This is a genomic window from Streptomyces luomodiensis, from assembly GCF_031679605.1.
Lineage (GTDB): Bacteria > Actinomycetota > Actinomycetes > Streptomycetales > Streptomycetaceae > Streptomyces > Streptomyces luomodiensis.
In genome coordinates this window covers 5,186,219-5,205,969 of record NZ_CP117522.1, presented here as the reverse complement: position 1 = coordinate 5,205,969, position 19,751 = coordinate 5,186,219, and the positions used below count along the sequence as shown (strand labels likewise).

The following is a 19,751-nucleotide window of genomic DNA, read 5'->3' as shown; positions in this document are numbered from 1 at the left end:
CGGCCGGTGTGCTCACCGGACTCTCGGTACGGCTATGAGCCTTCCGTGGTCCGCTGGCGTGATACTGCCGCCCCGGCACCGTTCCGCTAACACGGCACTAACGCCACGGCATACGTCACCGTTCCGCCACGGCGTGGGCCGCATGGTCCGCCGGCTCCCCCGCCGACCTAATCTAGGCTCCGGTACGGCCGTTCCAGACGCGGCAACGGCGTGGGAGAGGGGATCGGCAATGCCGCTGGCCAGCGGAGATCCGGAATCCATAGGCGGCTACGCCCTGGTCGACCGGCTCGGGGCGGGCGGCATGGGCGTCGTCTATCTGGGGCGTTCGGCCTCGGGGCGGCAGGTCGCGCTCAAGCTGGTGCACGAGCAGTACGCGCAGGACGAGGAGTTCCGGACCCGCTTCCGCCAGGAGGTCGCGGCGGCGCGCCGGGTGAGCGGGGCGTTCACCGCCCCCGTGGTGGACGCCGATCCGGAGGCCGACCGCCCGTGGATGGCCACGCTGTACGTGCCGGGCCGCACGCTGTCCGAGGTCGTACGGAAGAACGGCCCCTTGAACGGGCGGGAGCTGCGGACGCTCGGGCTCGGACTGGCCGAGGCGCTGCGCGACATCCACCGGGCCGGAGTGGTGCACCGGGACCTGAAGCCGGCCAACATCCTGATGGCCGAGGACGGGCCGCGCGTCATCGACTTCGGCATCTCCCGCGCCGTCGACAGCCAGACGCTCACCGTCACCATCGGGCGCGTGCTCGGCACCCCGCCCTTCATGTCGCCGGAGCAACTGCGCAGTCCGCGTGGCGTCACGGCGGCATCGGACGTGTTCTCGCTGGGGTCGCTGCTGGTGTACGCGGCGAGGGGGAGCAGTCCGTTCGAGTCCGACAGTCCCTATCTGTCGGGCTACCAGGTGATGTACGAGCATCCGACGCTGGAGGGGGTCCCGGAACCGCTGCGGGACATCGCCGAACGCTGTCTGGCCAAGGAGCCGGACGCCCGGCCGGATCTGGACGAGCTGCACCGCATGCTGCGCGCGCTGCCCGATTTCCCGGCGGCGGAGCCGGTGAGCGACGGCCAAGGCGTGGCGGAGCCGGACGCCGGAACGGCCAAGGGCACGGGAACGGGAACGGACAGGGGCACGGGCGCATCCGCCACGGACGCCGGAACGGCCACGGGCCCCCGCACAACCGGCGATCCCGAAGCGGCTGCCGATGAACGCCCTGCCGCCTCCCCCGCACCCGACGTCGCCCCGAAGCGGACCCTGCCGGGGCGGGGAGCCCGGCGGCGGCTCGTCGTCACCACCGCCGGTGTGGCCCTGACCGTCACCGGGCTGATGGTGGCGGCGGCGGTCTTCGCCCCGGACATCACGACGAAGTCGTCGGGCGACGCGTCCACCGCCTCCTCCCTGCCGACCGCGTCACTCCCCGCGGACTGGCGGCCGTGGCGGACGAATCTACGGGTCGAGACCGAGGGGCCGCCCCTCGACTACGACGAATCCGGATGCGTTTCGGGCGGCGGCCGGGCCCTGTACTGCGCCGGGCACGGTTTCACGGTGGCCAAGGTCGACGCCGCGACCGGTCGCGTCCAGTGGCGGTGGGGCACCCGTCCCCAGTCGGCACGGCCGATCGGGGTGCGGGACGGGACCGTCTACGCCTACCGCGTGTCGATGGACGGTTCGCGGTGGGTGGTGGCCTTGGACGCCGGCACCAAGCGCCGGCGGTGGGAGCGCAGGGTCAGCGGCTCGGCGTCGGTACGCCTGTTCCGCGGCGGGGTGCTGACGATGTCGCCGGATGGCGGGCAGATCGTCGCCTACGGGACGTCCGGTACGCGGCTGTGGCAGGCGCCGGGGCGCTACGGGAAGTTCTGCGAGCCGACGGGGCCGGCCGACGCGCCGTACGTCATGTGCTCGCCCCTGAACGCCGATGGCCTGGCCGCCGAGGGCCCGTACGACCTGCTGCGGCTCGACCCCTCCGACGGCACCCAGCGCGCACGCACCACCCTGCCGCGGAAGACGCTGCCCCTCGGCGCCGTCCAGGGCAAGCCGCTGTTCCTGGTGCCGGAGACCGCGAAGGACGTGTACGACTCGGGGTACGAGCGCCCGTACACGGCCCTGGTCCGGGTCGATCCGGGCACCGGCGAGACGACGCGGATCGCGCTGCGGCGTGCGGTGCGCGGCACGCCCACCCTGCTGAACGGGGTCGTCTACTTCGTCCGGGCCAGCGGCACGGTCACCGCGGTGTCGGCGGACAGCGGCCGGGAGCTGTGGCAGCGGGCGACGGACACGGAGAGCCTGTCCGCGCCGGTGTTGTCCCGGCGGTACGGGCGGCTGTACTTCTCCAACCGCTTCGGTCGCCTGCTGGCGCTGAACGCGGACGACGGCACGGAGGCGTGGCACACGGCCGCGCTGGACAACCCCGGGACGTCGGCGCAGGGGACCGAACCGAAGGTGATGCTGGTCAAGGACGCGATCGTGGCGACGGCCGGCGACACCGCGTTCTCCGTAGGCCCGGACCGCGGCGCCCCGTAAGGCCGTGGGCGTTCATGCCGTCGGCGTTCATGCCGTCGCCGTTCATGCCGTCGGCGTTCATGCCGTCGCCGTTCATGCCGTCGCCGTTCATGCCGTCGCCGTTCATGCCGTCGGCCTTTATTCCGTGACCGGGCCCACGAGCTCTTCCAGGACGTCCGTCATCGTGACGAAGCCGAGGACCGTACCGGTGTCGGCCGTCACGGCGGCCAGGTGGGTACCGGTGGCGCGCATGGTGGTAAGGGTGTCGTCCAGGGGGGTGTCGGCGCGGACACGGGGGATGGTGTGCACGGCGGCGCGGGGGAACGGGCGGTGCCGGTCGGTGGTGCCGAGGGTGTCCTTGATGTGGAGGTAGCCCAGGACGGCGCCGTCGGGGCCGGTGACCGGGAGGCGGGAGTAGCCGGAGCAGGCCGCGGTGCGTTCGAGCTGGTCGGGAGTAACGCGGTGGTCCACGGTGACCATCTCGTCGAGGGGGACGAGGATGTCGCCGACCCGCCGGGTGCCCAGTTCCAGGGCGTCGCGCAGCCGGTCGCTGCCGGACTTGTCGAGCAGCCCGGCGTCGCTGGAGTCCCGTACCAGCCGGATGAGTTCGGCGTCGGTGAAGACCGACTCGACCTCGTCCTTGGGTTCGACCTTCAGCAGCCGCAGCACGGCGTTGGCGAAGGCGTTGACGCCGAAGACGACGGGGCGCAGGAGGCGGGTGAGGGCCACCAGCGGCGGGCCCAGGAGGAGCGCGGTGCGCTCGGGGGCGGCGAGGGCGATGTTCTTGGGGACCATCTCGCCGATGAGCATGTGGAGATACGTGGCCGCCGTGAGGGCGAGGACGAACGCGATCGGGTGCACCAGGGCGGCTGGGACGTGGACGGTGGCGAAGCCCGGCTCCAGCAGATGGGCGATGGCCGGTTCGGCGACCGCGCCGAGGACGAGGGAGGAGATGGTGATGCCGAGCTGGGCCGTGGCCAACTGCGCGGACAGGTGTTCCAGCGCCCACAGCACACCGCGCGCCCGCTTCTCGCCCGCCTGCGCGCGCGGCTCGATCTGGCTGCGGCGCACGGAGATCAGGGCGAATTCGGCGCCGACGAAGAAGGCGTTGGTCAGGAGGGTGAGGGCGCCGACGGCGAGTTGGAGGAGGGTCATCGGGCGTCCTGGGTGGCGTCGTTCTCGGCAGGGGTCTGGGTGCCGGTTGAGGGAGCCGCCGCGGGAGCGGTGATCCGTACGCGGTCGGCGCGGTGGTGGTCCACCTTCAGGACCGTGAGCTGCCAGCCGCCGTCGGTCTCGATGGCGTCCCCGGCCGCCGGGATGCGTTCCAGGGCGGTGGCCAGGAGCCCCGCGACGGTTTCGTACGGGCCCTCGGGAGCGGTCAGGCCGATGCCGGTCAGCTCGTCCAGCCGTACGCCGCCGTCCGCCTCCCAGGTGCCGGGGCCGAGGGGCACCAGGCCGGGGGTCTCGTCGGGGTCGTGTTCGTCGCGGACGTCGCCGACGACCTCCTCGACGACGTCCTCCAGGGTGGCGACACCGGCGGTGCCCCCGTACTCGTCGATGACGACGGCCATGGTGTGCGCACCGCGCAGCCGGTCCAGCAGCCGGTCCACCGGGAGGCTGTCGGGGACCAGGAGCGGGGGCGTGGCCAGGTCGGTGACCGGGGTGGTGGCGCGGTGGGCGGCGGTCAGGGCGAGGACGTCGCGGATGTGCACGGTGCCGACCACCTCGTCCAGGGTGTCGCGGTAGACGGGGAAGCGGGACCGGCCGGTGGCCAGGGTGAGGTTGGCCGCGTCGGCGGCGGTGGCGTGGGCCTCCAGCGCCTGGACGTCCACGCGCGGGGTCATCACGTTCTCCGCGGTCAGCTCGCTCAGGTGGAGCGTACGGACGAACAACTCGGCCGAGTCCTGTGCCAGCGCGCCCTCGGCGGCCGAGTGGCGGGCCAGCGCGACCAGTTCGTCCGGGGTACGGGCGGAGGCCAGCTCCTCGGCGGGCTCCAGGCCGAGACGGCGGACCAGGCGGTTCGCGGTGTTGTTGAGGTGGTGGATCAGCGGGGCGAAGGCGGCGGTGAAGGCGCGCTGCGGGGCGGCGACCGCCTTGGCCACGTGCAGGGGACGGGAGATCGCCCAGTTCTTGGGCACCAGCTCCCCGGCGACCATCAGCACCACCGTGGAGACGGCCACGCCCAGCACCACCGCGGTCGTCGACGCCGCGCCCGCGGGCAGGCCGGTCGCCGTGAGCGGGTGTTCGAGCAGGGCGGCCAGCGAGGGTTCGGCGAGCATGCCGATCACCAAGGAGGTGACGGTGATGCCCAGTTGGGCCCCGGAGAGCTGGACCGTCAGCCGGCGCACCGCCGCGAGCGCGCTGTCGGCCCCGCGCTCACCGGCCTCGGCGGCCCGCTCCAGGTCACCGCGTTCGACGGTGGTGAGGGAGAACTCGGCGGCCACGAACACCGCACACGCGAGCGTGAGGGCCAGGGCGAGCAGAAGCAGCAGGATCTCGGTCACCGTGCCATCCCCGTCTCCCTGGTTTCCCAGGTGTTCCTGGTTTCCCAGGTGTTCCTGGTGTCCCTGGTTGCCCTGGGCAGGGGCGCCCTGGTGAGAGGCGCGCGGGGTATGGCACGGGTGGTACTGGGAGGTTCACCCATTGCGGGTCTGGTGCTCCTTCATCGCTCGGCTTTCCGGGTGTCCGGGGAAGCAGTGTCCCCACATCCATGGTAAAGGGACGGTAAAAGGGGCGGGGTGGTGGGGATCACCGGCGATCCCTTGCGCGTCACCTGCGGCTTTGCCGGGCGGCTGGATTGGGGGGCGGGGTTGCCTGTCGTCGGCACAGGTTTATCGGCAATACTTCCGGCCGTGGAGCAGAGCACTGGACCGATCATCCCGCCCATGCACACAGCCGGGACGGACCCGGGGTTTGTCCCCGGCCTGACGCCCCCGCGCCCTGCCGATGCGGAGGAGGACGCCCCGGACAAGGCAGCCGAGCGGCCGCAGGACGAAGTCGCCGCCGAGGAGGAGGTCGACCGGGAAGAGGGCGTCGACGCCGAGGAGGAGTCCGGCGCCGAGGCGCCCTCCGGCACCGAGGCCGACGTCACGTCCGATCTCGCGTCGTCCGACGGGGAAGCGGACGACGACGGGGTCGCCTTCGAGGTGTCCGACCGGCGCGGTGCGATCCGGGCCGGACGCCGTGGCGTCGCGTTCGAACTCGACGGCGAGAAGGCCGAGTTCGAGTGGGACGAGATCGGCGCGGTGGAGGTCGACACCCCGCGGTTCGGGAAGCGGTTCGGGATCACGGTCTATACGACCAACCGGCGTTGGTACACGGCCGATGTCGAGGCACCGGCCCGGAAGCTCCTCAAGGAATGGACGGCGGAGCTCGACGCGGTGCTCGATGAGTATTTCGAGGACTCCAGCGAGGACGAGGCCGAGGACAAGGGCAAGGCCGAGGGGGACGCCCCCAGCGACACCAAGGCCGACACCGACACCGACGCCGACGCCGATACCGACGCCGACACCGAGGGCAGCGGCTCCAAGGACGCCTCGTAGCAGCCAGGCGGCGGCCGAGGCGGAACAGCGCGGCAGACGGCGCGCGGGGCGGGCGGTGTGTCAGGGCTGGGATATTGCTTTGCGGAGGCTTCACCCTCCGTGCCAGGGTCGCCCGGTGGATTCTCCCCGATGCGATCTGCTGCGCTGGCAGTTCGGCTTGACCTGGTCGTTGTTCGAGTACCACCTGGAGCGTCTGGCGCCTGAGGACTTCCTGTGGGAGCCGGCCGCCGAGTGCTGGACCGTTCGCCGGGACGCCCGGGGCGGCTGGGTCCCGGACTGGGCGGATACGGAGCCGGATCCGGTGCCCGTTCCCACGATCGGCTGGGTGAGTTGGCACCTGGGATGGTGGCTGGGCGTGACCACTGATCACGTATGTGGCCGCACGCCCCGTGAGCGGGCGGACATCGTATGGCCGGGGCCGGGAGACGCGGCGATCGCTTGGCTGCGCGGCCTTCGGGACGACTGGCTGAGCGGGCTGGATCACCTCACCGACGCCGATCTCGACCGCGCCGCGACATTCCCGTGGGAGCGCGACCCCGAGCGGACCGTCGCTCACACGGTGGCGTGGGTGAACGCGGAACTCATGAAGAACGTCTCGGAGATCGGCCAGCTGCGGCTGCTGCGTGCCGCGTCCCCGCTGCGCGCCGGGGAATGACGGACCGGCGCGAGGACACCCCAGGACACCCCAGGACACCCAGGACACCCGGAACACCCCGGCGGCCCGTCACCGAACGTGGCGCCGGGCCAGAGCGTGCGGAACAGGCTCAGACGAAGAACGCGTTCATGCCGGGGACGTCGGACAGGTAGGTCTCGATGCTCGCGATCCTGCCGTCGCGCAGGCGGCAGACGGTGGACAGGTACTCGTCCAGCCGGACCTCGCCCCGGCGGGCGGTGTTGTGCAGGGACAGGGCCATGTTCTCGCGGCTGACCAGGATGTGCAGCAGCTCGAAGTTCAGACCGTAGGAAGCGATCTTCTTCGCCCGCGCCACGACCGCGTCGGCGCCCTCCGCCGTACCGGAGATGGTGTTGTCACCGGGGAGCGTCCAGGTGGCGTCGTCGGTGAGCAGGGTCCGGATGCCGTCCCAGTCACCGGCGGCGAGGAAGGCGTGGAACTGCTTGCCGAGCTGGTGGGCGGCCTCGTACTGGGACATGGGTCCTCCATGGGAAGTGCTTAAAGCGTCGATCTCTGCTTTAGCAGCCTAGACAGACCACGCACTAAAGCGCAACTCATTGCTTTAAGGTGGGGGGATGACCGACAAAAGCAAAGACAGCCGCCCCGGCGGCCGGAGCGCCCGCGTACGCGCCGCCGTGCACCGGGCGACGGTCGAGCTGGTGCACGAAGTCGGCGCCGACAAGGTGACCATCCCCGCGGTGGCGCGCCGCGCCGGCGTCAACCCCAGTTCGGTCTACCGCCGTTGGGGGACCACCTCCGCCCTCCTGGCGGACGTGGCCGCCCGGCGTCAGGACGAGGAGACGCCGGAGCTGCTCGGCGATCTGCGGAAGGATCTCGAGCAGGTGGCGGTGTGGACGCTCACCGATCTGTCCCGGCCCGGAGGCGTGGCGTTCTTCCGCGCCGAAGTGGCGCCGGACGTGGACGCCCGCCGGGCCGGGCTGCGCGAGTGCCTGGAGCGGGTCAGCGCCCGCTTCCAGGCCCCCTTGGAGGCCGCGGCCCGGCGGGGCGAGCGGACGCCCTCACTGGAGCGGGTGCTGGACCGCGTGGTCGCCCCCCTCTACTTCCGGGTGGTGTTCTCGATCCCGGAGACGGACGAGGACTACGCGAGGTCCCTGGTCACCGAGTTGTGGGACGCCGGGTCCGCCGCCCCTCCGGCACACCACGCCTGAGCCCGCCGCGGCGGTCCGGGTCCGTCCGCCGGGAAGGGGCTGGGGCGTCACACCGGGAGCGGCCGCGCCGAGGGAACCCGATCCGAGTCCTGGCTACGGCCTCCATGAGGCGGCGCGCGCCCGCAGGATTCCTTCGACGCCGTGCAGGAAGGTCTCGGTGACCAGTTCCGGGTCGAAGAGGCAGCCGGCCGCCATGGCGCCGTCCCGGAGCATGACGAGGTGCCGGCCGGCCGTGTCGGCGGGCGCGTCGTCGGTTTGCGCCAGCAGGTCCGTGATGGCGTCCAGGAACCATTGCCGGTGGGCCAGGACGGCTTGGTGGATCGGGTGGGCGGGGTCGGGGTATTCGGCCACCGCGTTGAGGAAGGCGCAGCCGCGGAAGCCGGGTGACCGGATGCCTTCGGCGATGGACCGGCTGACGGCCCGGACCTTGTCGGCCGCCGACCCCTCGCCCGCCTGGGCGGCCTCGACCTGCGCCCGGATGCCCTGGTCGGCCTGGTCGAGGTACGCGAGGACGAGTTCTTCCTTGCCCGAGAAGTGCCGGTACAGCGTGGCCCGGGGCACCCGCGCCTCCGCGATGATCCGGTCGATGCCGACGGAGTGGATGCCCTCCGCGTAGAAAATCCTGACCGCCGTACTGAGCAGCCGCGATCGCGCTTCGGATGTGCTGCGGCTTCCTGGGCTGGGGCTCATGTGCCCACCTTATCAATGCGGCGAGGGAGAACGTTCGGTCTTGACAGTGGCCGCACCGATCCCGTTGGATCCGGTGAGACAGATCGTTCTCCCTCACGATTGGCGGTGCCTCATGGCGCCTCATGGCCCTCCGTCGCACGGTCACCCGCCTGATCGGGGAAGCGGACGCAGGCACCCGATGACTCAGCCGTTGCACACCACTACGCCGCCACCGAAAGGCACCCCCTTGGACACCCTCGTCGGCACCACCCCCACCAGCGTTCCCGCGGCCCTGCGCAAGCTGTACTTCGTGCGCTTCGCGTTCGCCGCCGTGTGGGCCGCCCTGCTGTTCGCGACCGCCGACACGCTGGGGCCGCTGAGCGCGACGCTGCTGGTGATCTACCCCCTGTTCGACGTGGCGTGCGCGGTCGTCGACGTCAGGTCCGCCCAGGCGAACGACGGCCCGGTCCAGGGCCTGTACGCGAACATCGCGCTCAGCACGCTCACCGGCATCGGCCTGGTCATCGCCGCCACCTCCGGTATCCCGGCCGTCCTGCGCGTCTGGGGCGTCTGGGCCATCACCGCGGGCATCGTCCAGCTCGTCGTCGGCGCCGTCCGGCGCCACCTGGGCGGCCAGTGGCCGATGATCGCCAGCGGCGCCATCTCCACCCTCGCCGGAGCATCATTCTTCGCGCAGGCCGGCAAGGACGACGCCTCCCTGGGCAGTCTCGCCGGCTACGCCTTCCTCGGCGGCGTCTTCTTCCTCGTCTCCGCCCTCCGCCTGAACCGCGCCGGCAAGGAGGCATGACCCCGGCCCCAAGCACCCCGGCCCCAAGCACCGCGGGCCCGGTCGGCACCCCCGCGCCGACCGGGCCCGCGGCTCCGTGAGGGGACGAAAGGCCGTCGCGTGCAGCGCGAACCCGTCCGCCCGACGATCCCGTGCCCGAGGGGCCGGCGTCCGGGCTCAGGCCGGATACGCGTGGGTCTGGGTCGCCTTGAGGGTGGCCCAGACGGTGCGGCCCGGGTGCAGGGCGAGTTCGGCCACCGCGGCGGTGGTCAGGTCGGCCAGCAGGGGGAGTTCACCGGTGAGGTCGACGCGGATCTGGTCGCCGTGCGACTCCATGCCGGCCACCTCCAGCCGCCACAGGTTGCGCGCGCTGGAGTCGGGGCGGTCGGGGTGGAGGGTGACCGCGGCGGGCGGGAAGGCGACGAAGACCGGGCCGGTGAGGTCCTCGGTGATGGTGATGGTGGCGCCGCCGTCGAGCCGTACCGTGTGGCCGTCGGCGCGGCCCTGGTAGAGGTTGAGTCCGACGAGGCTGGCGATGTAGTCGGTGCGGGGGCGGCGGGAGATGTCCGCCGGGGCGCCCTCCTGGACGATACGGCCCTCCTCGACGACCACGAGCCGGTCGGCGAGCACCATCGCGTCCAGCGGGTCGTGGGTGACCAGGACGGCCACCGCCTGGAAGTCGGCCAGATGGCGGCGGAGCCCGGCGCGCACCTCGAGGCGGGTGCGGGCGTCCAGCGCGGCCAGCGGTTCGTCCAGCAGCAGCAGCCGGGGCCGGGTGGCCAGGGCGCGGGCGAGGGCGACGCGCTGGGCCTGTCCGCCCGACAACGCGCGGGGTTTGGCGCCCGCCCGGTCGGCCAGGCCCATCCGGTCCAGCCAGTCGGCCGCCTGGGCGCGGGCCGCCGCCTTCGGGACCCCCTGGCAGCGCGGGCCGAAGGCCACGTTGTCGAGCGCGGTGAGGTGCGGGAAGAGCAGATAGTCCTGGAAGACGACGCCGACCGGGCGGTCCTCGGGCGGGACCCGCAGCCGGCGCTCCGGCTCCTCCAGGGCCGTGCCGTCCAGCCGCAGCGCCCCCGCGGTGAGCGGGGTGAGCCCGGCCAGGGCGCGCAGCGCGGTGGTCTTGCCCGCGCCGTTGGGCCCGAGCAGGGCGAGCACCTCGCCGGGCGCGGCGGACAGCCGCAGGTCGAGCCGGAAGGTGCCGCGGTCGACGACGAGACGGGCGTCGAGGCCGTCGCGGTCGCGGCTGTCGCGGCCGTCGCGGCTGTCGCGGCCGTCGCGGCCGTCGGTGTGCGGCGCGGCATCCTCAGGGGGCTCGGTGTCCTCGGTGGGCTCGGGGGGCTCGGTGGGTTCGGTGGGCTCGGGGGAGGTGTCCGTGGTCATGAGGCGGCCATCCAGCGGTCGCGCAGCCCGGCCAGGACCGCGATGGAGACGGCGAGCAGCACGAGGCTGAGCGCGATGGCGGCGGCCGGGTCGCTCTGGAGCGCGAGATAGACCGACAGCGGCATCGTCTGCGTACGGCCCGGGAAGTTGCCCGCGAAGGTGATGGTGGCGCCGAACTCGCCCAGCGCCCGCGCCCAGGCCAGCACCGCGCCAGCGGCCACGCCCGGCGCCACCATCGGCAGGGTGACGCGCCGGAAGGCGGTGAAACGCGAGGCGCCGAGGGTGGTGGCGGCCTCCTCGTACCGCGGATCGGCGGCCCGCAGCGTGCCCTCGACGCTGATCACGAGGAACGGCATCGCCACGAACGCCTCCGCGACCACCACCCCCGCGGTGGTGAACGGCAGCGTGATCCCGAACGCGGAGTCCAGCCAGCGGCCGACGATCCCGTTGCGGCCCAGCGCGAGCAGCAGCGCCACGCCGCCCACCACCGGCGGCAGCACCAGCGGCAGGGTCACCAGGGCGCGCACCAGCCGGCGGCCGGGGAACCGGGTGCGGGCCAGCAGCCACGCCAGCGGTACGCCCAGCACCAGGGCCACGGCGGTGGCGGCGGTCGCGGTGATCAGCGAAAGCCGCAGCGCCTGCCACACCGCGACCCCGGTCAGCTGGTCGGGCAGGCTCCGCCAGGGTGCGCGGACCAGCAGCGCCACCAGTGGAAGCACCAGGAAGACCAGGCCGCCGAGGGCGGGCAGCAGCAGCGGCAGCGGCACCCCCGCCCGGAGGCGGGTGCGGGGTGTGCGGGGGGTGCGGGGCCGTCGCGGCGTGTCCTCCAGGACCTCCGTGGGGCCGGCCGCGGATTCCAGCTCGGTCACGGCTTGAGGAAACCGGCCTGACCGAGCACCTTCTGGCCCTGCGCGGACTTCACCAGGTCGATGAAGGCGGTGGCCGCCTCGGCGTTCGGGGCGTTCTTCAGCAGGGCGATCGGATAGTCGTTGATGGCCTGCTTCGACTCGGGGAACTCCACGCCCTCGACCTTGCCGCCCGCCGCGTTCACATCGGTCTTGTAGACGACGGAGGCGTCCACCTCCTTCAGCTCCACCTTGGTCAGGGCGCCCTTGACGTCCTGCTCGTACGAGACCGGGGTGAGCTTCAGTCCGGCCCCGTCCAGCGCCTTCTGCGCCGCCGCCCCGCAGGGCACCTCCTTGGCGCACAGCGCGACCTTCAGCCCGGAGCCGGTGAGGTCCTTCAGCGTCGCGATCTTCTTCGGGTTGCCCGGGAGGGTCGCGATCTCGAGCTGGTTGCGGACGAAGGTGGCCGGGGTGCCCTTGGCGGCCTTGGCGTCGGTGACGGTCTTCATGGTCTTCGGGCTGGCGGAGGCGAAGACGTCGGCGGGCGCACCGGAGGTGATGCTGGCCGCGAGGGAGTCGCTGCCGCCGAAGTTGAAGGAGACCTTGGTGCCGGGGTGCTCCTTCTCGAAGGTCTTGCCCAGCGAGGTGAAGCTCTCCTTCAGCGAGGCCGCCGCGAACACGGTCACGGTGCCGGACAGCTTCTTCGAGGAGGAGCCGGAGCCGGACTTCGTGGCGGAGCCGTCGGAGTCGCCGGAGCCGCCGGAGTCTCCGGAGGAGCAGGCGGTGAGCGCCACGGCGGCGAGCGCGAAACCGCCCACCGCGCGCAGCGCCTGGCGAGAGCGGAGGCGGGACCGGAGCCGGGGGCGGGGTCCGTGCTGGGGGTCGGATACGGAACGGGCCGGGGTCGTCATGGGGTCTGTCTCTCCCTCTCTGCCACTGCCGCTCTGCCGCTGCCGTTCCCGGCGCGCGCGTTCACGGCGTTTCCACGACCACGTTGGTCGACTTGATCACGGCGACGGCCGGAACGCCGGGCTCCAGCTTCAGCTCCTCCGCCGACTCGCGGCTGATCATGGACACCACGCGGAACGGCCCCGCCTGGATCTCCACCTGCGCGGACACATCGCCCAGGATCACCTCGGTGACGATGCCCGAGAAGCGGTTGCGGGCCGATGAGCCGGGATGGTCGCGCTCTGCGCCGCTGCTGACCTCACGGGCGAACGCGGCGAGCGCCGGGCCAGGGATGATCCGGCGCCCCTGCTCGTCCCGTTCGGCGGTCAGCCGTCCGCTGTCGACCCAACGCCGCAGGGTGTCGACGCTGACCCCCATCAAGGCCGCGGCCTCGCCGATCCGGTACGTATGCATCCGCCGATGGTAACGCCGCGTCTGCGAGGTGGTACAGGGGTGGAGGCTGGTATTCGTCCAACCATTGGGGCATGGAGGCTGGCATCTGCGTGACCGGCGCGGGTGCTCCGAGTCACCGGCCGCCCGGCCCCACCTCACGTACCCGCGAACGCACAGGAGTTCACGTCGCGAACCGCTCGGGCGGGGGTTATCAGGTGGATCACAAACCCGGGCCGGGACTCCCCGACGTCCCTTGTCAGCCGGCTCGCCCGCGTGAAAAGCTCGGCGCGCCCCGCAAGGGGAATCCCCAACTCCGAGGTGGGGACGCCCTGTTGGCCGCCATCCCCCCGCGATCCGTGGTGGAAGGGTCGCCCCCGGCGGGGGCACCGCTGTTCGTGTGAGTGCCGCTGCTCGTGAGGGAGGAATCGCCTCCATGCCCGACCACGCATCTCCCAGGGACGGCTCCCCGAGGCGCCCCGGCCCCGCCGGAGCGCCCGCCGAGGAAGCCGATGGCACCGCCTCCGCGACGGCCCTGCTGGGCGCCTACTGGGACGCGGTCGCCGACTACGCGGAACTGTGCACCACCAGCCCCGAAGCCGGTATGCGGCTCGCCACCGAGGCGTTCCGGCGGGGCATCCGGGAGACCCGCAACCGCCGCAGCCGAGGCTTCGGCAAGCGCCTCCCGTGGCTTCCGCTCTTCCTCACCTCCGTACGGAAGACCGCCGCCGACTGGCACGCCCACCGCCACGGAGACCGGCTCACCCCGGATCTGCGGACCTGGCTGGCGTCCGACCGTGCCGCGCGCTTCGCCGCCGCGCCCCGCGAGCAGCCGCTCGCCCTGCGCGGTCTGCGGGACCTGCCGGAGGCGGACGGGGAGCTGCTGTGGCTGGTCGAGGTGGAGGGGCGGTCCACCGAGACGGTGGCCCGTCAGCTGGGCTACGACCCGGAGTACGCCCCCGAGGAGATCACCCGGGTCCGCGAGTCCTTCCGCGCGCGCTGTCAGCGCGCCCATGTGGACACCCTCACCGACGAGGAGTGCCGCAGCTACGCCAAGCTGCTGGACGCCGCCACCCGGTCGCCCGACACCCCCTCACCCGCCGACCTGTGGCAGCACCTGGCCCGCTGCGGGCCCTGCCGGGACGCCGCCGCCTGCATGTACGTGGACGGCGGCGGGCTGCCCGGCTCGCTGGCGAGCGGGGTCATCGGCTGGGGCGCCCACCTCTACCTCGAGCGGCGCCGCGCGGCCGCCGACCGTACCCCGGCCGCGACCCACGCCGCAGCGCCCACCGCGCACCCGGTCCGGGCGCCACTGCGGGAGCGATTACGGGAGCGGGTCCGGGACGGGATCGGTGCACGGCGGCGCAAATGAGCCAACGGCGCCGACGGCAGACGCGGCACAGCCGGGGCCGCCCCTGCGCGGGCTGACGACACCACTCCCCCCGGCCCGAACGGCGTACCAACGGACTCCCACCCGAACGGCGGAACAGGACCACCGGCCCGAGGGGAATCCATGGCGGAATGAGCAGTGTCCTGAGCGGCATCGTGACCCTGCCCCCCGACGCCCCCGCCGGGCGCGCGGCGCGGGTGGTGGTGGAGGTGCGCAATGTGTCCCGCTCCGATACGCCCGAGTCGAGCGTGGCGGCGCAGGTGCTGACCGATGTGCCGCTGAGCCCGGGGGGCCATGTCCCGTTCAGCGTCACCGTCCCCGGTGAGCTCGACCCGGGCGCCACCTACGGACTGCGGGTCCATGTGGACATCAGCGGCTCGGGGGTCGTGGAGAGCGGCGACCTGGCCAGTGCTGAGGCCAGTCCCGTACCGGCCGGTCCCACCGCCGGTCTGATCGCCCCGGTCGGCCTCGTCTGACGGGCGCCCCGGTCACCCTCGTCCGACGGACGAGGGGCGCTCTCGTACGGCGAACGAGGTCCGGCATGGCCTTTGGGCCAATTGACACCTCCCCGTCCACGCCGTGGGATTGAGGCGGGTTCATCCCCCGTCATCCCTCCTCGTCATCTCTCTCTGTCATGCCTCCCTGCCATCCCTTCCTGTGCCACCCCTCAGCAGCGCAACGTCGTCAAGGAGCCAGCGTGTCCCAGCCCGCCACCGCCCTCGACGCCCTCGACACGCTCGACGCGCTGGGGCCCAAGGGGCCCTACCGCTCCCGGCACCGCCTCACCGTCAGCGATGTCACCGGCGCACCCATGGCCGAACTCTCCCTGGTGCCGCGGCTGTTCGTCACCCGGGCGCTGGCCGCGCTGCGCGCCGCCGGGACGCCGCCGCTGGAGGAGCGGCTGGCCGCGCTGAAGCGGGCGGGGGAGTTGTTCGCCACCGGCACCGTCGCCGGGATGACGGCCGCCGGATACGAGAGCGCGGTGTGCCGGATGTCGGGCACCCCGCTCGCCAATGTGCGGATCGCGGTGGAGGCGATACGGCTCAGCGCCACCGAGGCGTTCCGCAGTGTGCAGGCGGCCCGTCCGGTGGGGGCGGTGGGCGACTGGCGCGATCCGTACGCCCGGACCGGCAGCGCGGTGTGGATACGGCGCGGCGATGTCTTCGCCGTGCACGCCGCCGGGAACCACCCTGCCGTGCACGCCCTGTGGCTGGAGGCGCTGGCGCTGGGCTACCGGGTGGCCGTACGCCCCTCCCGCCGTGAGCCACTCACCCCGTACCGGCTGGTCAGCGCCCTGCGGGAGGCGGGTTTCGGCCCGGACCAGGTGGTGCTGCTGCCCACCGACCACGACGCCGCGGGCGAGATTCTGCGGGGCGCGGATCTGAGCATGGTCTACGGCGGACAGGAGGTCATCGACCGCTACGCCGCCGATCCGGCCGTACTGCCCAACGGACCGGGCCGCTCCAAGATCCTGATCACCGCCGACCGGGACTGGCGCGACCACCTCGATGTCGTCGTCGACTCCGTCGCCCGCCACGGCGGCACCGCGTGTGTCAACGCCACCGCCGTCCTCGTCGAGGGCGATCCGGCGCCGGTCGCGGAGGCGCTGGCGGAACGGCTCGCCGCCCTGCCCAGCCTGCCGCCGCACGACGAGAAGGCGGTGCTGCCGGTCCATCCGCTCGAGGTCGCGCGCGGCTTCGAGCGCCATCTGCGCACCAAGGCCGCGGGCGCGCGGGCCTGGCTGGGCGGCGACGGGGTGGTGGACGACCTCGGCGACGGCAGCGCCGCCTTGCGCCCCGCCGTCTTCCAGCTCGACGACCCACGGGACGCACGGCTGGGTGTGGAGCTGTCGTTCCCCTGCGTCTGGGTGGCCCCCTGGACGCCCACTGCGGGTGTCGCCGCGCTCCGGGACAGCCTGGTCGTCACGGCGATCACCGGGGACGAGGCGCTGCTGGACGCGCTGCTCGCCGAGCCGTCGATCAAGAACCTCTACATCGGGGACCATCCCACCCACTGGATCGCCCCGGGCATTCCGCACGACGCGTATCTCGGCGAGTTCCTGATGCGCACAAAAGCCGTCATCCGCGGCTGACGGGCCCCTGTCACCTCACCCACTGTCCGCGCCGCCCCGCCGCCACCCGCCGCCACCCGCGAGGAGCATTCCGTGCCGACCACTCCCTCCCTTTCGGTGCTCGACGTCCCCTTCGACGAGCGCCCCGACCCCGACGAGTACATACGCGCCGCCATGGAGTGGCACTTCGGCCCGGACACCGGCTCCCCCTTCTGGCTGCGGCGGGCCGCGTCGCTGGACTTCGATCCGCGGCGGGACGTCAAGGGCGTCGCCGATCTGGCGCTCTTCCCCAATGTCACCGGGGAGCTGCGCGAGGTGCCGGTGCGGGACCTCATCCCCCAGGGCTACGGCGCGGACGCCCGGATCGTCGGTGTCTTCGAAAGCGGCGGGACCACCGGCGCGCCCAAGCGGATCGTGTGTCTGCGCGACTGGCTGGACCGCCTCACGTACGGGCTGAGCGCCGACCTGGACGGGCTCGGCATCCCGCGCGGGGTGGACTGGCTCGCCATCGCCCCCAGCGGCCCGCACATGGTCGGCGAGATGGTCGCGGGCGCGGCCGCCCGGCACGGTGGGCTGATGTTCCGCGTCGACATGGACCCTCGGTGGGTGAAGAAGCTGATCTCCGCCGGGAAGACCGAGGAGACCGACGCCTATGTGAGCCATCTGGTGGAGCAGGCGGCGTACGTCCTGCGCACCCAGGACATCGGTGTGCTGATGACCACTCCGCCGCTGCTGGAGCGGCTGGCCCGGCACGACGACCTCATCGAGCTGATCGGGCGGAAGGTCAAGGGCATCATGTGGGGCGGTGCGCATATGGACGCCGACACCCGCGATCTGCTGCGCACCGAGGTCTTCCCCGACTGTGAGCTCTACGGCACCTACGGCAACACCATGATCCTCGGCGGCGCCACGGAGCGGCTGGGGCTGGGCCCGGACGAGCCGTGTGTCTTCGATCCGCGCACCCCGTTCGTCACCTTCTCGGTGGTGGACCCGGTGAGCGGGGAGCCGGTGCCGTACGGCGAGCGCGGCCAGGTGGTGATGAACCACGTCAGCAAGTCCTGTCTGCTGCCCAACAACCTCGAACGCGATCTGGCGATCCGCATCCCGCCGCCCGAGGGTGGGGTCGGGGATTCGGTGGCCGATGTGGGGCCGGTGGCGATGTTCGACGACGAGGTCGTGATCGAGGGCGTCTACTGAGACGTCCGCTACGTCTACTGTGCCCGCTACGTCCGCTGCGCCCGCTCTCTGAGCTGCTTACACGTCCGCCGCCCACCAGGCGTTTGCCGCGTTTCGTCATGTACCCATTCAGTCGCGGCAGGCACAGTGGTTACGATCTGGCGCGATGGGCAGAGGGCGGGACGGAGCGGGCCACATACGAAGGGTTCCGGTGCGCGGCACCGTACCTTCCGCCTTCTGGCGTGCCGTGCTGGTGCTCGCCGCGGCGATATGGGTGGCGCCCTCGTGCGTCCATCCCGCCGCAGATGACCACAGCACCCTGTCGACGAGGTGCCCGGACCGCCTGGCCGACAACCGCCCGGCGGGTACCCGCGTGGCCGGCACCGGGGCGCGTCCGCCGCTTCCGGCCCAGGATCCGCTCACGGCTACGGCACCGCACCGCTGCCCGGCCGACGTCTCCCGCACCGGCACCGGCACCGGAAGCGGCAACTGCGTCGCGGGCCCCCGGGCGGTGGTCCAGGCCCTGGTGCCCACGCCCGTGCCCCCGCCCTCCCTCGCCGAGGTTCCGCCGCCCGGCGCCCCTCGGGACCCGGACTCCGTCCGGGCGCCGCCCGATCACCTTGTCCGAGCCCTCGGCCTCCATCAGCTCCAAGTGCTTCGGACCTAGGCCGACGCCGCTCACCGCGAGTCAGGAGAACCGCGAGAACCGAGAGAACTGCGAGGACAAGGACAGCCATGGGCTCCAAGGGATCGAAGACGAAGGCCGGCGCGGCCGACCGCCGCGCGAAGATAGAGGAGTTGCGCCGCGCGGAGAAGGCGCGCGAGCGCCGCTACCGGATCATCACCATCACCTCCTGTGTGGTGATCGTCGCCGGACTGGCCGTCGGCGGCTACTTCCTCGTCGACGAGGGCGACAAGAAGGACAAGAAGGAGGCCAAGGTCACCTCGTCGGTCGTCAGGACCGGTGAGTTCAAGTCCATGCGGACCTGGCAGAACCTGGGCCGGACGCATGTCGAGGGCACGGTCGACTACGCGATGTCGCCGCCGGTCGGCGGAAACCACAACCAGGTCTGGCAGAACTGCAACGGCGACGTCTACACCAAGCCGCTGACCAAGGAGAACGCGGTGCACTCGCTCGAGCACGGCGCGGTGTGGGTGACCTACACCGACAAGGCGTCGAAGGAGGACATCGCCACGCTCAAGGAGCGGGTGGAGAAGACGCCGTACTCGATGATGAGCCCCTACCAGGACCAGGACGCGCCGATCGTCCTCAACGCCTGGGGCAACCAGCTGGACATCCAGGAGGCGTCGGACCCGAGGGTGGCCGCGTTCTTCAAGAAGTTCGTCCAGGGCAAGCAGACCCCCGAGCCGGGCGCCTACTGCACCAACGGGAAGTCTTCGTGACCGATGTGACCGACGGAGCCGACGTGACCGCCGGAACCGAGGTGACCGACGGGACCGACGGAGCCGCCGTCGGCCGCGCGTCACGACAGCCGCTGGTGGCCGGGATCGCCGCCGCCCTCGCCGTGCTGACGCTGGTGGCGGTGGCGGTGGTGTGGCTGATGAGCGACCGCTCGGAGGGCACAGCCGGCACGGGTACGCCGAAGGACACCTCCGCCGAGGCCGGTTTCGCCCGCGACATGTCCATCCACCATCAGCAGGCGGTGGAGATGTCGTTCATCGTGCGCGACCGCACCAGCGACGAGGAGGTGCGGCGGCTGGCGTTCGACATCGCCAGCACGCAGGCCACCCAGGCGGGGATGTTGCAGGGCTGGCTGGACATGTGGGGGCTGGACAAGACGTCCGACGACCCGCCGATGACGTGGATGAAGAACGCGTCGACGGACCACATGGACGGCATGGACCACGGCTCGATGGAGGGCATGGAGGGCATGGACGGCGGCTCCACGTACACGCCGCACGACGGTTCGCTCATGCCGGGTATGGCCACCAACACCCAGCTGGACGCGTTGCGCAAGGCCAAGGGCAAGGCGGCCGAGGTGCTCTACCTGAAGCTGATGACCGCCCATCACAAGGGCGGCATCGGGATGGCGAAGGGCGCGGTCGAGCTGGTCAAGGACCCGACCGAGAAACATCTGGCCGAGACGATGGTCCAGGGCCAGCAGTCGGAGATCCAGCTGATGGCCGACATGCTCACGGCACGCGGCGCGTCCTCCTGACACCGCGACGATGGGCGTCCCTCACCCGGCAGGGGCG

The 19,751-nt window shown here is 72.2% G+C and carries 19 protein-coding genes; 11 read left to right on the top strand and 8 right to left on the bottom strand.

Annotated features, from left to right (window positions below; all coding sequences use genetic code 11):
• The first annotated feature begins 229 nt into the window (after positions 1-229).
• Positions 230-2,518 carry a protein kinase domain-containing protein gene (locus tag PS467_RS21880; protein WP_311036687.1) on the top strand — a complete coding sequence of 763 codons (2,289 nt, stop codon included), beginning with the start codon at positions 230-232 and terminating at the stop codon, positions 2,516-2,518.
• 117 nt (positions 2,519-2,635) lie between these two features.
• Here PS467_RS21880 and PS467_RS21875 read toward each other — a convergent pair whose 3' ends face one another.
• Both PS467_RS21875 and PS467_RS21870 read right to left on the bottom strand, forming a co-directional pair.
• Positions 2,636-3,652 carry a hemolysin family protein gene (locus tag PS467_RS21875; protein WP_311036686.1) on the bottom strand — a complete coding sequence of 339 codons (1,017 nt, stop codon included), beginning with the start codon at positions 3,650-3,652 and terminating at the stop codon, positions 2,636-2,638.
• Positions 3,649-5,001, bottom strand: coding sequence for a hemolysin family protein (locus tag PS467_RS21870; protein WP_311036685.1), 1,353 nt, complete (start codon positions 4,999-5,001; stop codon positions 3,649-3,651). The genes PS467_RS21875 and PS467_RS21870 overlap by 4 nt, the downstream gene beginning before the upstream one ends.
• 381 nt (positions 5,002-5,382) lie before the next feature.
• Between PS467_RS21870 and PS467_RS21865 the strand changes: the two genes are divergently transcribed.
• Both PS467_RS21865 and PS467_RS21860 read left to right on the top strand, forming a co-directional pair.
• Entirely contained in the window at positions 5,383-6,039 is a 657-nt protein-coding gene (locus tag PS467_RS21865; protein WP_311036684.1) for a hypothetical protein, read from the top strand.
• A 115-nt stretch (positions 6,040-6,154) separates the two neighbouring features.
• The gene (locus PS467_RS21860; protein ID WP_311036683.1) at positions 6,155-6,694 is read left to right on the top strand and encodes a DinB family protein; all 540 of its coding nucleotides are present in this window, start codon (positions 6,155-6,157) and stop codon (positions 6,692-6,694) included.
• Positions 6,695-6,803: 109 nt separating this feature from the next.
• On the opposite strand, the gene PS467_RS21855 is transcribed toward PS467_RS21860, so the two are convergent.
• Positions 6,804-7,190 carry a nuclear transport factor 2 family protein gene (locus tag PS467_RS21855; RefSeq protein ID WP_311036682.1) on the bottom strand — a complete coding sequence of 129 codons (387 nt, stop codon included), beginning with the start codon at positions 7,188-7,190 and terminating at the stop codon, positions 6,804-6,806.
• 97 nt (positions 7,191-7,287) lie between these two features.
• Here PS467_RS21855 and PS467_RS21850 point away from each other — a divergent pair, with 97 nt between their 5' ends.
• Positions 7,288-7,881, top strand: a complete 594-nt coding sequence (locus tag PS467_RS21850) for a TetR/AcrR family transcriptional regulator (protein ID WP_311036681.1) — start codon at positions 7,288-7,290, stop codon at positions 7,879-7,881.
• Between the two features lie 93 nt (positions 7,882-7,974).
• Here the strand turns inward: PS467_RS21850 and PS467_RS21845 are convergent, their stop codons facing one another.
• Positions 7,975-8,571 carry a TetR/AcrR family transcriptional regulator gene (locus PS467_RS21845; RefSeq protein WP_311036680.1) on the bottom strand — a complete coding sequence of 199 codons (597 nt, stop codon included), beginning with the start codon at positions 8,569-8,571 and terminating at the stop codon, positions 7,975-7,977.
• Positions 8,572-8,797: 226 nt separating this feature from the next.
• Here PS467_RS21845 and PS467_RS21840 point away from each other — a divergent pair, with 226 nt between their 5' ends.
• A complete protein-coding gene (locus PS467_RS21840; RefSeq protein ID WP_311036679.1) occupies positions 8,798-9,358 on the top strand; it encodes a hypothetical protein in 561 nt (186 codons plus the stop codon).
• 156 nt (positions 9,359-9,514) lie between these two features.
• Here PS467_RS21840 and PS467_RS21835 read toward each other — a convergent pair whose 3' ends face one another.
• The 4 genes from PS467_RS21835 to PS467_RS21820 all read right to left on the bottom strand — a co-directional run bounded on the left by PS467_RS21835 (position 9,515) and on the right by PS467_RS21820 (position 12,921).
• Positions 9,515-10,714, bottom strand: coding sequence for an ABC transporter ATP-binding protein (locus tag PS467_RS21835; RefSeq protein ID WP_311036678.1), 1,200 nt, complete (start codon positions 10,712-10,714; stop codon positions 9,515-9,517).
• The gene (locus PS467_RS21830) at positions 10,711-11,544 is read right to left on the bottom strand and encodes an ABC transporter permease (protein WP_311039930.1); all 834 of its coding nucleotides are present in this window, start codon (positions 11,542-11,544) and stop codon (positions 10,711-10,713) included. Before PS467_RS21830 ends, PS467_RS21835 begins: the two co-directional genes overlap by 4 nt.
• A 35-nt stretch (positions 11,545-11,579) precedes the next feature.
• On the bottom strand, positions 11,580-12,470 hold the full coding sequence (gene modA / locus PS467_RS21825) for a molybdate ABC transporter substrate-binding protein (protein ID WP_311036677.1): 891 nt from the start codon (positions 12,468-12,470) through the stop codon (positions 11,580-11,582).
• A gap of 61 nt (positions 12,471-12,531) precedes the next feature.
• Positions 12,532-12,921 (bottom strand): TOBE domain-containing protein, encoded by a 390-nt coding sequence (locus PS467_RS21820; RefSeq protein ID WP_268973341.1) that lies wholly within the window; start codon positions 12,919-12,921, stop codon positions 12,532-12,534.
• A 412-nt stretch (positions 12,922-13,333) separates the two neighbouring features.
• On the opposite strand from PS467_RS21820, the gene PS467_RS21815 reads away from it, so the two are divergent.
• The 6 genes from PS467_RS21815 to PS467_RS21790 all read left to right on the top strand — a co-directional run bounded on the left by PS467_RS21815 (position 13,334) and on the right by PS467_RS21790 (position 19,714).
• Complete coding sequence (locus PS467_RS21815; RefSeq protein WP_311036676.1) at positions 13,334-14,269, top strand: hypothetical protein; 936 nt, start codon at positions 13,334-13,336, stop codon at positions 14,267-14,269.
• 149 nt (positions 14,270-14,418) lie between these two features.
• Positions 14,419-14,763: a YbaY family lipoprotein gene (locus PS467_RS21810; protein ID WP_311036675.1), complete on the top strand. Its 345-nt coding sequence runs from the start codon at positions 14,419-14,421 to the stop codon at positions 14,761-14,763.
• A gap of 221 nt (positions 14,764-14,984) precedes the next feature.
• Positions 14,985-16,379: an aldehyde dehydrogenase family protein gene (locus PS467_RS21805; RefSeq protein ID WP_311036674.1), complete on the top strand. Its 1,395-nt coding sequence runs from the start codon at positions 14,985-14,987 to the stop codon at positions 16,377-16,379.
• Positions 16,380-16,451: 72 nt separating this feature from the next.
• A complete protein-coding gene (locus PS467_RS21800; RefSeq protein WP_311036673.1) occupies positions 16,452-17,555 on the top strand; it encodes an AMP-binding protein in 1,104 nt (367 codons plus the stop codon).
• Positions 17,556-18,269: 714 nt separating this feature from the next.
• Positions 18,270-18,938 carry a thioredoxin-like domain-containing protein gene (locus PS467_RS21795; RefSeq protein WP_311036672.1) on the top strand — a complete coding sequence of 223 codons (669 nt, stop codon included), beginning with the start codon at positions 18,270-18,272 and terminating at the stop codon, positions 18,936-18,938.
• Positions 18,935-19,714, top strand: coding sequence for a DUF305 domain-containing protein (locus PS467_RS21790; RefSeq protein ID WP_432280617.1), 780 nt, complete (start codon positions 18,935-18,937; stop codon positions 19,712-19,714). The genes PS467_RS21795 and PS467_RS21790 overlap by 4 nt, the downstream gene beginning before the upstream one ends.
• Positions 19,715-19,751 lie beyond the last annotated feature (37 nt).

What these genes read in the sequence shown, in the direction of transcription:
- PS467_RS21880 (WP_311036687.1), top strand. Translation starts at nt 230, where the DNA reads ATGCCGCTGGCCAGCGGAGATCCGGAATCCATAGGCGGCTACGCCCTG.
- PS467_RS21875 (WP_311036686.1), bottom strand. Translation starts at nt 3,652, where the DNA reads ATGACCCTCCTCCAACTCGCCGTCGGCGCCCTCACCCTCCTGACCAAC.
- PS467_RS21865 (WP_311036684.1), top strand. Translation starts at nt 5,383, where the DNA reads ATGCACACAGCCGGGACGGACCCGGGGTTTGTCCCCGGCCTGACGCCC.
- PS467_RS21855 (WP_311036682.1), bottom strand. Translation starts at nt 7,190, where the DNA reads ATGTCCCAGTACGAGGCCGCCCACCAGCTCGGCAAGCAGTTCCACGCC.
- PS467_RS21850 (WP_311036681.1), top strand. Translation starts at nt 7,288, where the DNA reads ATGACCGACAAAAGCAAAGACAGCCGCCCCGGCGGCCGGAGCGCCCGC.
- PS467_RS21845 (WP_311036680.1), bottom strand. Translation starts at nt 8,571, where the DNA reads ATGAGCCCCAGCCCAGGAAGCCGCAGCACATCCGAAGCGCGATCGCGG.
- PS467_RS21835 (WP_311036678.1), bottom strand. Translation starts at nt 10,714, where the DNA reads ATGACCACGGACACCTCCCCCGAGCCCACCGAACCCACCGAGCCCCCC.
- modA (WP_311036677.1), bottom strand. Translation starts at nt 12,470, where the DNA reads ATGACGACCCCGGCCCGTTCCGTATCCGACCCCCAGCACGGACCCCGC.
- PS467_RS21820 (WP_268973341.1), bottom strand. Translation starts at nt 12,921, where the DNA reads ATGCATACGTACCGGATCGGCGAGGCCGCGGCCTTGATGGGGGTCAGC.
- PS467_RS21815 (WP_311036676.1), top strand. Translation starts at nt 13,334, where the DNA reads ATGCCCGACCACGCATCTCCCAGGGACGGCTCCCCGAGGCGCCCCGGC.
- PS467_RS21810 (WP_311036675.1), top strand. Translation starts at nt 14,419, where the DNA reads ATGAGCAGTGTCCTGAGCGGCATCGTGACCCTGCCCCCCGACGCCCCC.
- PS467_RS21795 (WP_311036672.1), top strand. Translation starts at nt 18,270, where the DNA reads ATGGGCTCCAAGGGATCGAAGACGAAGGCCGGCGCGGCCGACCGCCGC.